We start from the raw sequence: 15,567 nt of genomic DNA on the forward strand, positions 1-15,567 counted from the left end.
CATGGCTCGAGACATTTCGGCGTCAGCGCACTTCGCGAGGAGGTCGCGCATGTCTCATTCAGCCGTCGATGCCACTTTGGCACACGCCACTCACGCTACAACCACCGCAACATCCATTACATCGATACCTGATGCCCTCGCAAGACACAGCAGCGTTTCTGCCGGTCAGAGCGAGCCGGCTGATCCTGTTTTATTCGTGACCTCGGAGCTTGCCGATTTCGTCAAGGTTGGCGGGCTTGGTGACGTTTCAGCAGCTTTGCCACGCGCGCTGCTCAATCATTACGACATGCGCGTTTTGATGCCTGCCTACCGCGAAGTTCTTGAAAGCATCTGGCCGGTTCATGTCATCGGACAACTGCCCGGCCTTGCCGATATTCCTGCCTGTGATCTGGGGCGTATCGAGCTGCCGGAAGGCCTGACCGTCTACGTGCTGATCTGCCCGGAGCTCTATGATCGCCCCGGCAGCCCCTATCTTGATGAGAGCGGACAGGAGTGGGAGGACAACGCCATCCGGTTTGCGCGGCTGTCGCTGGCCGCCGCACAGATGGCGATGGGCACTACGGGAGCTCGTTTTGAAGATCAGGGCTGGCACCCTGATCTTTTGCATTTGCATGACTGGCAGACTGGCCTTGCCGCCGGGTATCTGCGCTGGAATGGTGATGATACGCCGTGCGTCTATACCATTCACAATCTGGCCTATCAGGGGCTCTATGGGCCCGAATATCTGAGCCGACTGGGCATTCCCGAGAGCGCCTTCACGCCGCAGGGACTCGAGTTTTACAACCTGATGTCCTTCATGAAGGCCGGCATCATCTACAGCAACCACATCACCACGGTCAGCGAGACCTATGCCCGGGAGATCACCACGCCTGCCTTTGGTTGCGGGCTGGAAGGTCTGTTGTCGGACTGTGCCCGGGACAAGCGCCTCAGCGGTATCGCCAACGGTATTGATGACAGCTGGGATCCGCAGACCGATGCCTATCTGGCCTGCGCCTTTGCCACCAATGACTGGGCCGGCAAGCGTGCCAATACCGATCATGTCCGGCGCATGTTCCGCCTGGCCGTCAGTCATGGCCCGCTGTTTGCGGTAGTGTCGCGGCTTGTGCATCAAAAGGGACTCGACCTGACCATTGCTGCGGCTGAATCGATCGTGCGCGCCGGTGGTCAGCTGGTCGTTATCGGTTGCGGTGAGCCGGCCATCGAGAATGCCCTGCGCAACCTCGAAGCGCGCTTTCCGGGCGCCATTGGGGTGCACATCGGTTTCAGCGAGCGTGAGGCGCGCTGCATCTTTGCCGGCAGCGATTTTCTTCTGATGCCGTCGCGCTTTGAGCCCTGTGGTCTGTCGCAGATGTATGCCCAGCGCTTTGGTTCGCTGCCAATTGCCCATCGCACCGGCGGGCTGGCCGATACGATCGAGGACGGTGTCACCGGATTCCTGTTTGATGACCTTTCTCAGCAGGACTTCCAGAAAGCCATTGATCGCGCCTTTCGCATCTTCGGCTGCACCGAGCTTTTCTATGCCATGCGTCGTGCGGCCATGGCCATCCACTATCAATGGCGACTTTCCGTCACGCCCTATCGCCGCCTCTATCATCAGCTGATGGTTCCTGCAGGGGTAACGGCCCATTCGTTAAGACATGTGAGCATATAATGGCGACAGCATTCTCCGGCGCTTGCCAAAGCGAGCGTGACGCCCTGCTGCGTCTTGCGCAGGCACGACACGACCAACCGTTTGCCTGGCTGGGCCCACATGAGCAGGGCGATCAAACGCTGGTTCGTCTGCTATTGCCGGGTGCCGAAGCCGTAGAGCTGATTGACGCCGCGCACCAGTTACTGGCCGTGGCCGAACCTCTGGAGGGCGGTCTTTATCAGGCGTACCTGCCAGGGGGGACGCGCTATCGCCTGCGTATTACCTGGCCTGAAGACGTTGTCCAGATTGCAGAAGATGCCTATCGGTTTGCGCCGCTGCCGGGAGAGCTGGATCTTCATCTGTTCTGTGAGGGTCGTCACCGTGAGCTCGCCCGTGTCTTCGGGGCCTGTCCGACGGCCATCGATGGGGTCGATGGGGTGCGATTTACCCTGTGGGCGCCCAACGCTCAGCGGGTATCGGTCGTGGGCGATTTCAACGTCTGGGACGGGCGTCGGCATGCCATGCAGCGTCATGAGGGCAGCGGCGTCTGGGCGATCTTTGTGCCGCATCTCAGGGTGGGTGAGCGCTATCGCTTTGAGCTTGTCGACCGGGAAGGGCAGCTTCGCCACAAGGTGGACCCGCTGGCGCGTCGCACCGAAGCCGCCATACCGGATGTCTCGGTGGTGGCCGGCAATCGCCCCTTCAGCTGGCATGATCATGCCTGGCTCAGGCGCCGCGATGCCAGCAATATTCGCACGGCACCGCTGTCCATCTATGAACTGCATGTCCTCTCCTGGCAGCACGACCAAAACGGCAACACGCTGGAGTGGGATGCGCTTGCCTCCCGCCTGATCCCCTGGGTGGCCGACATGGGCTTCACCCATATTGAGCTGATGCCCATCAGCGAGCATCCCTTTGTCGGTTCATGGGGTTATCAGCCCATTGGCCTGTTTGCGCCCACATCACGCATGGGCTCGCCTGAAGCCTTTGCCCGTTTCGTCAACGCCTGTCATGGCGCAGGCATCGGCGTCATTCTGGACTGGGTGCCGGCGCATTTTCCGGCCGATGAGCATGGACTGGCGCGCTTTGACGGGACCTCGCTTTATGAACATCACGACCCGCGTGAAGGTTTTCATCCCGAGTGGAATACGCTGATTTACAACGTGGGGCGTAATGAAGTCAGAGGCTTTCTGATTGCCAGTGCGCTGGAATGGCTCGAGCACTTTCATATTGATGGGCTGCGGGTGGATGCGGTGGCCTCGATGCTCTATCGGGATTACAGCCGCAGCGATGATGACTGGTTGCCCAACATCCATGGTGGCCGCGAGAATCTGGAAGTCGTCGAGTTTTTGCGCGAGCTCAATGCCACGGTGGCCGAGCGCTGCCCCGGGGTCATGATGATCGCCGAGGAGTCTACCGCCTGGCCGGGCGTGACGGCACCGATCGCCACAGGTGGGCTCGGCTTTACCTTCAAGTGGAACATGGGCTGGATGCACGACACGCTGTCCTACATGTCCCGCGATCCGCTCTACCGCGCCTGGCACCATGGTGATCTGACCTTTGGGCTGCAGTACGCCTTCTCCGAGCATTTCGTGTTGCCGCTTTCCCATGACGAAGTCGTGCATGGCAAGGGCTCCCTGCTGTCCAGAATGCCGGGTGATGAAGCGCAAAAGCTGGCCGGACTGCGCGCCTATCTGGCCTTCATGTGGGCCCATCCCGGCAAGAAGCTTTTGTTCATGGGCACCGAACTTGGCCAGTGGCGCGAGTGGGATCATGACCGCGAGCTGGACTGGGAACGTCTGGATGAGGCAGGCCCGCGCGGGTTGTCTCGCGCCATTGCCGATCTCAACCGGATCTATGTCGAGGATCCGGCGATGCACGTCTGCGACGCAGAGTCGGCCGGTTTTTCCTGGGTGGTCGGCGATGACAGCGCCAATAGCGTGGTGGCCTTTTTACGCCATGCTGAACCCGGCAAGGCACCGCTGCTGGTGGTCTGCAACCTGACCCCGGTGGTTCACCATCACTATCGCATCGGTGTGCCGGTCATGAGTGTCTGGCGCGAGATATTTAATAGCGACAGTGTCTTCTACGCTGGAAGTAACCAGGGCAACGGTAGTGCCTTGCACGCCCATCCTGAACCCAGCCATGGCCATCCTGCGTCACTGCTTTTGACGCTTCCACCATTGAGTACGCTTTACCTGCGTCAGGGAGACTGGCCAACATGAGTGCTGCCGTATCCAAATTCAGCGGTGATCGTTTTTCCAGTCGCAGCCATTACGGCGCGACCCTGCTGGACGATCACCGCACCCGATTTACCCTCTGGGCACCCGGTGCCGACACGGTCACGCTGGAGCTGTCACGCGCGCCTGACGACGAGCCTGAAGTCCTTCTCATGGAGAAGGCGCGTGACGGCGACTTTACGCTTGAGGTCGAGTGCCCGCCGGGCGCGCACTACCGTTATCGCATCAGCGATGATCTGGCCGTGCCCGACCCGGCGGCACGTGCCCAGCACGAGGACATCACCGGACCCAGTGTGGTCATCGACCCACAAGGCCATGCCTGGAAAAACAGCCACTGGCAGGGCCGGCCCTGGCACGAAACCGTCATTCTGGAAATTCACGTCGGGGTACTGGGTGGGTTTGACGCCATCCGCGAGCGTTTGCAGGACTGGGCGTCGATGGGCATTACTGCCATCGAGCTGATGCCCGTCAATGAATTTCCCGGCGCGCGCAACTGGGGCTATGACGGTGTGCTGCCCTACGCCGTTGAAGCCGCCTATGGCACGCCGGATCAGCTCAAGGCCATGATTGACCAGGCCCATGGGCTGGGTCTGATGGTCTTTCTGGATGTGGTGTACAACCACTTCGGCCCGGACGGCAACTATCTGCCGCACTACGCGGGCGATTTCTTTACCGGGGAGAGAACCCCCTGGGGCGACGCGATCGATTTTGATCGACCTCAGGTGAAGGACTTCTTCATCGACAATGCCCTGATGTGGGTCGAAGAGTATCGCTTTGACGGCCTACGCTTTGACGCCGTGCATGCCATCAACAATGACGCCTTTCTGCGAGAGATGAGCAAGCGCATCAAGCAACAGGTCAATGACACGCGTCATGTCCACCTGATGCTTGAAAACGAGCGCAACAGCGCTTCTCTACTTGAAGACACCTACACCGCACAGTGGAACGATGATATCCACAACGTGTTGCATGCGCTGCTGACCGGTGAGCATGAAGGCTACTACGCCGACTACTGCGACCACGCCACCGACAAGCTCGCCAGCGCCCTGCACGGCGGCTTTATCTTCCAGGGTCAGAATGACCGCCGCGGCCATTCGCGCGGCGAGCCCAGCGGCCACCTGCCGACCACGGCCTTTATCGCCTTTTTGCAAAATCACGATCAGGTGGGCAATCGGGCGATGGGCGAGCGCCTTATCTCGCTGGTCGACCAGGAACGTCTCGAAGCGGCCACGGCGCTTTTGCTGCTGTGCCCCATGATTCCGATGCTGTTCATGGGGGAGGAGTCCGGCGAGCGCCATCCGTTTCTTTTCTTTACCGATCATCGCGATGAGCTGGCCGACGCCGTGCGCGAAGGTCGCCGCAGCGAGTTTGCCGATTTCTCCCATTTCAAGGATGAGAAAACGCGCGCGCAGATTCCTGATCCCAACGCGGTCTCCACCTTTGAGCAGTCCGTGCCGAGTGCCGGCACAGGGCAGGATGACGACGCTGCCTTCTGGCGTAGCCGCTACATGACACTGCTGGATATTCGCCACGCCGAAATCATGCCGCGCCTGCAGGGCACAAGGCCCATGGGCGCCGTGCCGCTGGGTGAGGGCGCAGTACTGGCGCACTGGCGCATGGGGGATGGCACCGTACTGGGGATTGCCGTCAACCTGGGCACACAGCGCGTAAATATCGAGGCCCCGGAAGGGCAGCGACTCTATGAACTCGGCGAATCAAGCGATGCCACGACGCTGGCACCGGGGGCGATTCGCGCCTGCCTGAGCAGTCATTTATGAATCACGCATTGAAGTCGCTGGCCGAAGCTGCCGGTATCGTCATCGAGTGGCAGGACAGTCAGGATCGTCCGCAACAGCTGGATGAGGCCACCATCAAGGGCGTGCTGGCAGGGCTTGGCTACGAGGCCGGGTCGCCCGCTGACATCAAGGCGAGCCTGGCGGCCATCGAGCGTCTGCATTCGCCGGAGACCGTAGCCGACTGGCCGCCGCTGATGGTCGGCGAAATCGAGCAGGGTATCGAGCTGCCCGGCATGGTGCCGGTCGGCACCGATTATACCCTTATCGACGAACAGGGCAGGAGCCTGAGCGGGCAGATCGATGCTCAGGGCAGACTTGAGGCCGTGGCCGAGCCTGGCTATTACCGGTTACAGATCGAAGGCAAGACACGGCGTCTGGCAGTGGCGCCACATCGCTGCATGGATGTGGCCACGCTGGCCGAGGGCGGCCGACAGGCCATGGCAGGCCTGGGCGTACAGCTTTATGGTCTGCGCCGCCGTGGGGATGGCGGTATCGGCGACTGCGAGGCGCTGGGACGTCTTGCCGAGCGTGCCGGTCGTGAGGGACTGGACGCGCTGGCCATCAGCCCGGTGCATGCTCTGTTTCCGCATCAGCCCGAGCGGTTTTCCCCTTATTCCCCGTCGACCCGTCTGGCCTTCAACCCCCTTTACAGCGCCCTGAGCAACACGGCCGATAACGCCGCTGCCTCGGCACTGGTGGACTATGAAGCCGTCAGCCGGATGCGCTGGCAGGCGCTTGAGCGTGATTTTGCCGCGCTGTCCGAGGCCGACCGTCAGGCGCTGAACGCTTTTCGCCGGGAAAGTGGCGAGACACTGGAAAACCACTGCCGCTTTGAAGCCATCAGCGAAGCGCTCGGCCCCATGCATACCTGGCCGAGTGACATGCAGGACGCCAAAAGCGAGGCGGTCGCGAGTTTCAGTCAGGAGCACGGCGAACGCGTGGCCTTCTATGCCTTTGCGCAGTGGCAGGTTGCCCTTGAGCTGGCCACCGTGCAGCAGCGCGCCATCGACGCCGGACAGCGCATCGGGTTGATCGCGGATATCGCCGTGGGCGTGGATCCGCATGGCAGTCAGGCCTGGAGTCGCCCGGAGGAAATGCTGGGCAAGCTTCGCATCGGTTCACCGCCGGATGATTTCAACGCCAACGGCCAGGAGTGGGGCGTCACGGGCTTCTCGCCGCAGGGACTGATCGAGTACGGCTTCGATGGCTTTATCGCCACTCTCAGGGCCTGCCTGCACGGGGCCGGTGGCCTGCGTATCGATCACATCATGGGGCTTTCCCGGCTGTGGCTGATTCCGGAAGGCGCCTCGCCCACCGAAGGCGCCTACGTGCGCTACCCTGAACGGTCGCTGCTGCGTTTGATCGCGCTGGAATCCTGGCGCCATCGCGCCGTGATCATCGGTGAGGATCTGGGCACCGTGGAACCCGAGTTCCGCGAGCGGCTGGATCAAAGCGGCATTCTGGGCATGGGCGTTTTGTGGTTCGAGCGCGAGGAAACAGAATTTACCCCGGCCAGCGACTATCCGGCGCGCGCCGTGGCCATGACCAGTACACACGATCTGCCCACCGTGGCCGGCTGGCGGCTCGGGCGCGATCTGGACTGGCGTATCGAGCTTGACATGCTGGGTGAGGGGGAAACGCCAGAGCAGCAGCGCGAGATGCGAAAGCACGACATTGTGGCGCTGGCCGAGACCTTCGGGATCAAGCCGGATGCCGACTGCGATACCTGGCTTGAAGCCGCCGCGCGCCATATCGGGGCGACGCCTTCGCCATTGGTACTGCTGCAGCTTGAGGACCTGCTGGGCCTTGAAGAGCAGCCCAATCTGCCCGGCACGCTCGATGAGCACCCCAACTGGCGCCGTCGTCTGCCGTTGACCGTTGATGAGATGTTTGAAACCTCCGGCGTCATGGCAAGACTTCGGGCAATGACCACCGCACGCGCAGGAGCAGGCCCGCATGAATGAAGCATCCATGGAGGCATCATCGAACATGCCGGAGTTGAAACCGCTGCTATCGTGTCTGCGTCTACAGTTTCACAAGGATTTCACTCTCGAGGATGCCGAGGCGCTGGTCGACTATTTTGCCGGGCTGGGCATTACGCATATTTACGCCTCTCCGCTGTGGGACGCGCGCAGCGGCTCGACCCATGGGTACGACGGCGTCGACCCGACCAGGCTCAACCCCGAGATCGGTGATGAGGCTGGGCTGACGCGCCTGGTCGAGCGGCTGAGAACTCACGGCATGGGTCTGATCGTCGATTTTGTACCCAATCACCTCGCGGTGGGCGGACGCGAAAATCCCTACTGGCTGGATGTGCTGCGCTGGGGACCGTCGGGTCGTTTTGCCGACATGTTTGACATCAACTGGCGCGACAACGGAGATCCGACCCTCGAGGGTCGACTGCTGGTGCCATTTCTTGGCGAGCCCTATGGTCAGGCGCTGGTGTCCGGCGACATGACGCTTGCGCTGGATGAGGCCACAGGTCTTTTTCAGATCGATTATTTCGAGCACTGCTTCCCGATCGATCCGCGCTGCCACGCGCTGATGCTGCTGGAAAGCGGCATGGGCGAACAGGCGCGTCTTTTTGAACAGATCGAAGAGGCCGTCTCACTGGAAGAGGGCGCCGAGCGGGCAGGTCTGGCACTTGCCGAACATGTGCGTACCGGAGACGGCCGCGCCGCGCTCGACACGTTGCTGGCGCGCTATAACCCGGAAACGCCGGAAGGTGCCGAGCGGCTGCACGTACTGCTGGAACGACAGCACTATCGGCTGGCCTGGTGGCGCACGGCCAATGACAGCCTCAACTGGCGGCGCTTTTTTGACATTACCGAACTCGGTGCCCTGCGGGTCGATGATCCGGCCGTGTTTGCCCAGACCCATGTCTATCTGCTGGAACTGATCGAGCGCGGGCTGGTGGACGGCGTGCGTCTTGATCACGTCGACGGACTGGCCGACCCGGCCGGCTATTGCCGCCTGTTGCGCGCCCGTGTCGATGAGGCGGCCACGCGCCGTCCCGGCGGTGCCCCCGAGACGCCGCTGCCGATCTTTGTGGAAAAGATTCTGGAGGGTAACGAGTCACTGCCGCTGGACTGGGGCATGACCGGCACCACCGGCTATGAATTCATGAATGTTGTCTCAAAGCTTCAGCATGATGCACAAGGCGAGGCGCCGCTCAAGGCGCTGTGGCAGTCGCTGTCAGGTCGCGAGCACAGCTTTGAAAAAGAGGTCATTCATGCCCGCCGCGAGATCATCGATACCGCGCTGGTAACCGAGTTCGAGCGCGCCGTTCGAGCGCTGGCCGATGTGGCGCGTCATGATCCCATGACCCGGGATACGACGCCTGCCATGATCCGCCGCGTTCTGCGTGAGCTGGCCGTGCAGTTTCCCATCTATCGCACCTACGCCGATGATCAGGGACTGGCGCCGCGCGATGAGAACTTCTTTGCGCACGCCGTGGCGGCGGCCAGAGAGGCGCTTACGCCGCCGGATCAGTCCGTGCTTGATCAGATTTATGACTGGCTGGGCGGTGATGCGCCGGCCAACGACGACGAGCCGGGCTGTCGGCAAAAGCGCAACGCCATCGTGCGCTTTGCCCAGCTGACCTCACCGCTGGCGGCGAAAGCCGTGGAGGATACGGCCGGCTATCGCAGCGCCGTGCTGATCTCGCGCAACGATGTCGGCTTTGACGGGGCACACTTTGCCTGCTCGACCGAGGATTTCCACCGCTTCAACGCCTGGCAAGCCCGTCACTTCCCCGGCACGATGGTGACCACGGCCACACACGATCACAAACGCGGCGAAGACGTCCGCGCACGCCTGGCGGCGCTGTCGGAGTGGGGCGATCGCTGGGCAGAGCAGGTGCGGGGCTGGCTGATCGCCTCTTCATCACTGCGTCAGTCCGGTGATGACGACGGCACGCCTGTCGGTCCTTCGACTGCCGAAGAGATGATGGTCTATCAGCTGATTGTCGGCGCCTGGCCGCTGACCCTGTCACCTGACGATGCTCAGGGCCTTGAGCAGTTTGCCACGCGTATTGCCGACTGGCAGGAAAAGGCCCTGCGCGAGGCCAAGCTGAACTCGCACTGGCTTTACCCGGACGAGACACATGAACGTCAGTGTCGTGAGTTTGTCATGACGCTGCTCACCGATGATCGGGGCGCGGCCCTGCGCCAGTCGATTTACGACGTTGTCGCTGCGGTCAGCCCGACCGGTGCCCTTAACGCTCTGGTGCAGACCCTGCTGCGCATGACGGTGCCGGGTGTCCCGGACTGCTATCAGGGCACGGAACGCTGGGATTTTTCACTGGTCGACCCCGACAACCGCCGCCCGGTTGATTTCAACGAACGCCGCGAGCAACTGACGCAAAACCGGTCCATGAGCGAGTTGATCGATCACTGGCGCGACGGTCGCATCAAGCAGGCCCTGATTGCCCAGGTGCTGGGTCTCAGGCAGCGCCTGCCGGCGCCTTTTTTACACGGCGACTACCAGCCACTGGATTTTGAAGGCGAGCGTGCCGGGCAGCTGGTCGGTTTCACGCGTGAGCATGAAGGCCGAGCCATCATGGTCATCGCCACACGTCACGGTGGCTCCCTGCTGGAAGGCGACACGCTGTGCATTGACGCGTCGCGCTGGGGCAATACCCGCGTGAAGACGTCAGAAGAGGATGCTCAGGGCTGGCAGTCGCTGGTGACCGGACAGGCCGTCAACGTGCAGGCCCCGGTGTTTGATCTCATGTCATCACTGCCGTTTTGCGTCCTGTTTCGTGATGCCGCCACCGTAACGTCACATGCCGAACACGCCCGTCAGGCCGAGACCGCGCAGGAAGACGCCGCCCAGGGCGATCAGATGCAGTCGGTGTAACCCTTACCACAGGCGTCGGCCCGGGCCGGCGTCTTTCAGACACTACGGGTCTGCCGGACAGCAGGGCATGACCCAGGAAGGAGAATGGATCACATGGCAGACGATCAGCTTCGTATTCGCTTGCTGGCCTACCGAATCTGGGAAGCCGAAGACTGCCCGGACGGGCAGGCCGAACGGCACTGGCACATGGCCTGTCGCATGGTGGCCGCCGAGCGGATTACCGACGTTCCTCAGGATGCCCAGCCGCGCTCGACGGTGCGCAGTACAAAGTCGTCCGAGCCGGTGGCGGCTGCAGCCACACAGGCTGCAACCCAGGCAGCCGCTGATGCGACCGCCGAGCCGGCAGCCAAAAAAAAGGCACCGGCCAAACGGGCCAGTACGGCAAAAAAGCGCACCGCTGCCGGTAGCGATGACAAGACCACGGCTTCCAAAACCGCTGCCGGCAAGGCAGCCACAGGTGCTCGAAAAACGACGGCCACAAAAAAGAAGGCGGCCGCCAGTAAAGAGACCACTGCCAGTGGCAAGAACAGTAACAGCAGTAATGATGACAGTCCGAGCCAGTAACCGTGCCTCTCTGCACGGTCCGAGCCCTTGTATTTCCCTTTTGGGAGTGATTTATGACGACAACACCGATCCATCCCGGCGCACCAACCCCCGGGATTACTTCGGGCGGGCGTGAAGCGCCTCTCAGTTCGGCTTCCGGCCAGCAGCGCAGCCGGGTCCGCGAAGGCCTGCCCTATCCGCTGGGCGCCAGCTGGGACGGTCTGGGGGTCAACTTTGCCCTCTTCTCGGCGCACGCCACGAAGGTGGAGCTGTGTCTTTTCAGCGAAGACGGTGAGGAAGAGCTTGAACGCATCGAGCTGCCGGAATTTACCGATGAGGTCTGGCACGGGTATCTGCCCGATGCGCGGCCGGGTCAGCTTTATGGTTATCGGGTGCACGGCCCCTATGAGCCGGAACACGGCCATCGCTTCAATGCCAACAAGCTGCTGATTGATCCGTGTGCACGTCAGCTGGTCGGCGAGCTTAAATGGGATGACGCTCTCTATGGCTACACCATTGGCCACGAAGACGGCGATCTGAGCTTTGACGAGCGCGATAGCGCGCCGTTTATTCCCAAGTGTCGGGTTATCGATCCCGCCTTTACCTGGGGACGCTCGCGCGAGATTCATGTGCCCTGGGATCGCACCATCTTCTATGAAGCCCACGTTCGTGGCATGACGATGATGAACCCGAAGGTCAATGAGTCGGTACGCGGTACCTTCTCGGGCCTCAGTGACCCGGCCGTGCTGGATCACCTGCGCAATCTGGGCGTGAGTTCGCTGGAGCTGATGCCGATTCATGCCTTTGCCGATGACCGTCATCTGCAGGAGAAGGGGCTGCACAACTACTGGGGTTACAACACCCTGGCCTTCTTTGCACCGCATCCGGCCTACATGGCGACCAATACCATCAGCGAGTTCAAGCAGATGGTGGCCTGCTATCACGCAGTGGGTGTCGAGGTCATTCTGGACGTGGTCTACAACCACACCGCGGAAGGCAACGAGCTGGGGCCGACGCTGTCCTGGAAGGGCATCGACAACTTCAGCTACTACCGTCTGATGCCGGAAGAAAAGCGCTACTACATTAACGATACCGGTACCGGCAACACGTTGAACCTGTCACATCCGCGCGTTCTGCAGATGGTCACTGACTCGCTGCGCTACTGGGCCGACGAGATGCGGGTCGATGGTTTCCGTTTCGACCTGGCCACCATCCTCGGTCGCGAGCCCCACGGCTTTGACGAAGGGGGCGGTTTCCTCGACTCCTGTCGTCAGGACCCGCTGCTGTCGCAGTGCAAGCTGATTGCCGAGCCCTGGGACTGTGGCCCCGGTGGTTATCAGGTCGGTGGTTTCCCGCCGGGCTGGGCGGAGTGGAATGACAAGTTCCGCGACAACATGCGCGCCTTCTGGAAGGGCGATGAAGGCCAGCTGGCCGAATTTGCCACACGCCTGACGGGTTCTGCGGATCTGTTCAACCATCGCGGGCGCAAGCCATATTCGTCGGTCAATTTCATCACCGCGCACGACGGTTTCACCCTGCGCGACCTGGTGACCTACAACGACAAGCACAACGAGGCCAACGGCGAAGACAACAACGACGGCAGCGACGACAACTACTCCTGGAACCATGGGGTAGAAGGCGAAACCGACGATCCGGAAATCCGTGAGCTGCGCCTGCGTCAGATGCGCAACATGCTCGCCACCCTGATGTTCTCTCAGGGGACGCCGATGCTGCTGGCCGGTGACGAGTTTGGTCGTACTCAGGGTGGCAATAACAACGCCTACTGTCAGGACAGCGAAATCGGCTGGGTCAACTGGGAGCTTTCCCAGGAAGGGCGTGATCTGCTGGCCTTTACCCGTCACATCATTGCCCTGCGTCGTCGCTATCCAATGCTGCATCGCAGTCGTTTCCTCACCGGCGACTGGAACGAGGAACTGGAAGTCCGCGATGTGACCTGGCTGACCCCGGATGCCGAGGAAATGGATGTCGGCACCTGGGAAGCGGATCACTCCCGTGCCATCGGTGTGCTGCTGGATGGTCGCGCCCAGCCGACCGGCATCCGTCGGGCCGGTTCACACAGTACGCTGTTGATGGTCGTCAATGCCCATCATGAGTCGATCACCTGGACGCTGCCGGAAGTCTCCTCCGGCCGACACTGGGTCTTCCGTCTCAACACGGCTGCCCCTGCCAGCAGGGAAGGAGAACAATACGGATTTGGCAGCACCTATGAGGTCGAAGGCCGCTCGATGGTGATGCTGGAACTGGTACGCGATGACAACGGTGCCAGCCGTAACGGGTAGTCAAACCACGCCGCCGATGACCTCGCGTCATCGGCGGATTGCCGACAGCCCTGTCTGTGTCGAGCAAGGACAAGGGGCTGCGCCCAGGGAAAGGAGCGAGCAGCAATGTCGATGGTGCAACGCAATACATCCCGAAACGATGCGCAACAGGATGCGCCGGTAATGCAGGCGGCCATGGCCGACCGCATTGCCATCGAACAGATTGAACCCAGCGTTGAGCAGGGGCGTTTTGCCGCCAAGGCCATCGTCGGGCAGCCGGTCAACGTCACGGCAGTCATCTTCGCCGATGGTCACGATGTGCTTGCCGCACGTGTCCGGTGGCGCTGTACACAGGGAGAAGCGCCAAAGGCCTCGGCTCAGACAGAGCAGTGGCACAGCGAGACACTGACGCTGGTCAAACCACTGGGTAACGATCTGTGGGAAGGCGTCTTTATCCCCTCCGTCACCGGTACTCATGAATTCGTGATTGAGGCCTGGTGGGATCTTTACGGCACCTATCATTACGAGTTGAGCAAAAAGCACGCCGCTGGTGTGCCGATTGTACTGGAACTGCAGGAAGGGCATGCGCATGTCTCTCGGGCACTGGAGCGTGCGACTACCGGCAGTGAACAGGCCGGTGCGCTCGAGACACTGCTGGCGCAGTTGAAGGCCGCCAGTGACGAAAGTGAGCAGGTCGCGCTTTTGCTCTCGCGGGACACCCTGACGCTCATGCAGCAGTGTGATCCACAGCACCATCTGAGCCGCAGCATGGTCATGCCGCTGGACGTCGACCGCGCACTGGCGGAATTTGCCAGCTGGTATGAGCTTTTTCCTCGTTCGGAGAGTCCGACCCCCGGTCAGCATGGCACGTTCAACGACGTGCATGCCCGGCTGCCGATGGTTCGGGACATGGGCTTTGACGTGCTCTATTTCCCGCCCATCCATCCCATCGGGCATGCCCATCGCAAGGGGCCCAATAATACGCTGACCCCCGGTCCTGATGACCCGGGCAGCCCCTATGCCATCGGCAATGAACACGGCGGTCATGATGCCGTGCACCCGGAACTGGGCACGCTTGAAGATTTTCGTGCTCTGGTGGCGGCCGCCCATGAGCACGAGCTGGAAATCGCGCTGGATTTCGCCATTCAGTGCTCGCCGGATCACCCCTGGCTTGATGAACACCCCGGCTGGTTTGCCTGGCGCCCGGATGGCACGATCCGCTACGCCGAAAACCCGCCCAAAAAGTATGAAGACATCGTCAATGTCGACTTCTACGCCGAGGACGCCATCCCCGGGCTGTGGCTGGCGCTGCGTGATGTCGTGCAGGGCTGGGTGGATGAAGGCGTGAAGATATTTCGCGTCGACAATCCGCACACCAAGCCCTTCCCGTTCTGGGAATGGCTGATCGCCGATATTCGTGGCCGCGACCCGGATGTCCTCTTTTTTGCCGAAGCCTTTACCCGCCCGGCCATCATGGCGCGGCTGGGCAAGGTCGGCTTTACCATGAGCTACACCTACTTTACCTGGCGCAATACCAAGGCCGAGCTGACCGAGTATCTGACCCAGCTCAACGAGTCACCGCTGCGGGAGTGCTACCGGCCCAACTTTTTCGTCAATACGCCGGATATCAACCCGACCTTCTTGCAGGGCTCGGGCCGTCCGGGCTTTTTGATCCGGGCCGCACTGGCGACCATGGGGTCGGGGCTCTGGGGCATGTATTCGGGCTTTGAGATCTGTGAGGCGGCGCCGGTGCCGGGCAAGGAGGAGTATCTCGACTCCGAAAAGTATCAGCTCAAGGCGCGGGACTACTTTGCCCCTGGCAACATCAGCGCCGAGATCGCCCGGCTCAACTGGATCCGTCGTCAAAATCCGGCGCTTCAGACCCATCTGGGCGTTCGTTTCGGCACCATCGACAACGACCGCATTCTCTATTTCATCAAGTCAACGCCGGACCTGAGCAATGTGGTGCTGGTGGCCGTCAGCCTTGATCCCTTCCATGACCAGTCGGGCCGTTTTGAGCTGCCGCTCTGGGAGCTCGGGCTGGAAGATCACGCCGATGTGCACGGCGAGGATCTGATGACCGGTCACCGATGGACCTGGCATGGCAAGTGGCAGACCACGAACCTGACACCGCAAATGCCCTTTGGCATCTGGCGCCTGCATCCGGCGCAGTAGTTCAGACAACACGTTCAGCAGACGGGATGGCGTGTACATCGCGG

At 61.5% G+C, this 15,567-nt stretch carries 8 protein-coding genes; all 8 read left to right on the forward strand.

Features of this window, described 5'->3' with window-relative positions; all coding sequences use genetic code 11:
- Positions 1-49 precede the first annotated feature (49 nt).
- The 8 genes from glgA to ACUN8C_RS03940 all read left to right on the forward strand — a co-directional run bounded on the left by glgA (position 50) and on the right by ACUN8C_RS03940 (position 15,523).
- The gene (glgA, locus tag ACUN8C_RS03905; protein WP_445620993.1) at positions 50-1,651 is read left to right on the forward strand and encodes a glycogen synthase GlgA; all 1,602 of its coding nucleotides are present in this window, start codon (positions 50-52) and stop codon (positions 1,649-1,651) included.
- On the forward strand, positions 1,651-3,855 hold the full coding sequence (gene glgB / locus ACUN8C_RS03910; protein WP_445620994.1) for a 1,4-alpha-glucan branching protein GlgB: 2,205 nt from the start codon (positions 1,651-1,653) through the stop codon (positions 3,853-3,855). Before glgA ends, glgB begins: the two co-directional genes overlap by 1 nt.
- Complete coding sequence (gene treZ, locus ACUN8C_RS03915; protein WP_445620995.1) at positions 3,852-5,648, forward strand: malto-oligosyltrehalose trehalohydrolase; 1,797 nt, start codon at positions 3,852-3,854, stop codon at positions 5,646-5,648. The genes glgB and treZ overlap by 4 nt, the downstream gene beginning before the upstream one ends.
- Complete coding sequence (gene malQ, locus ACUN8C_RS03920; RefSeq protein ID WP_445620996.1) at positions 5,645-7,630, forward strand: 4-alpha-glucanotransferase; 1,986 nt, start codon at positions 5,645-5,647, stop codon at positions 7,628-7,630. Before treZ ends, malQ begins: the two co-directional genes overlap by 4 nt.
- The gene (gene treY, locus ACUN8C_RS03925) at positions 7,623-10,526 is read left to right on the forward strand and encodes a malto-oligosyltrehalose synthase (protein ID WP_445620997.1); all 2,904 of its coding nucleotides are present in this window, start codon (positions 7,623-7,625) and stop codon (positions 10,524-10,526) included. The genes malQ and treY overlap by 8 nt, the downstream gene beginning before the upstream one ends.
- A 93-nt stretch (positions 10,527-10,619) precedes the next feature.
- Positions 10,620-11,090, forward strand: coding sequence for a DUF2934 domain-containing protein (locus ACUN8C_RS03930; protein ID WP_445620998.1), 471 nt, complete (start codon positions 10,620-10,622; stop codon positions 11,088-11,090).
- A 53-nt stretch (positions 11,091-11,143) separates the two neighbouring features.
- Positions 11,144-13,369: a glycogen debranching protein GlgX gene (glgX, locus tag ACUN8C_RS03935; RefSeq protein WP_445620999.1), complete on the forward strand. Its 2,226-nt coding sequence runs from the start codon at positions 11,144-11,146 to the stop codon at positions 13,367-13,369.
- A gap of 105 nt (positions 13,370-13,474) precedes the next feature.
- Entirely contained in the window at positions 13,475-15,523 is a 2,049-nt protein-coding gene (locus ACUN8C_RS03940; protein WP_445621000.1) for an alpha-1,4-glucan--maltose-1-phosphate maltosyltransferase, read from the forward strand.
- Positions 15,524-15,567: the final 44 nt, after the last annotated feature.

Source organism: Kushneria sp. Sum13 (assembly GCF_052692355.1).

Excerpts from the sequence above, each read along its gene's own strand:
- glgA (WP_445620993.1), top strand. The coding sequence starts at position 50 with ATGTCTCATTCAGCCGTCGATGCCACTTTGGCACACGCCACTCACGCT.
- glgB (WP_445620994.1), top strand. The coding sequence starts at position 1,651 with ATGGCGACAGCATTCTCCGGCGCTTGCCAAAGCGAGCGTGACGCCCTG.
- treZ (WP_445620995.1), top strand. The coding sequence starts at position 3,852 with ATGAGTGCTGCCGTATCCAAATTCAGCGGTGATCGTTTTTCCAGTCGC.
- malQ (WP_445620996.1), top strand. The coding sequence starts at position 5,645 with ATGAATCACGCATTGAAGTCGCTGGCCGAAGCTGCCGGTATCGTCATC.
- treY (WP_445620997.1), top strand. The coding sequence starts at position 7,623 with ATGAATGAAGCATCCATGGAGGCATCATCGAACATGCCGGAGTTGAAA.
- ACUN8C_RS03930 (WP_445620998.1), top strand. The coding sequence starts at position 10,620 with ATGGCAGACGATCAGCTTCGTATTCGCTTGCTGGCCTACCGAATCTGG.
- glgX (WP_445620999.1), top strand. The coding sequence starts at position 11,144 with ATGACGACAACACCGATCCATCCCGGCGCACCAACCCCCGGGATTACT.
- ACUN8C_RS03940 (WP_445621000.1), top strand. The coding sequence starts at position 13,475 with ATGTCGATGGTGCAACGCAATACATCCCGAAACGATGCGCAACAGGAT.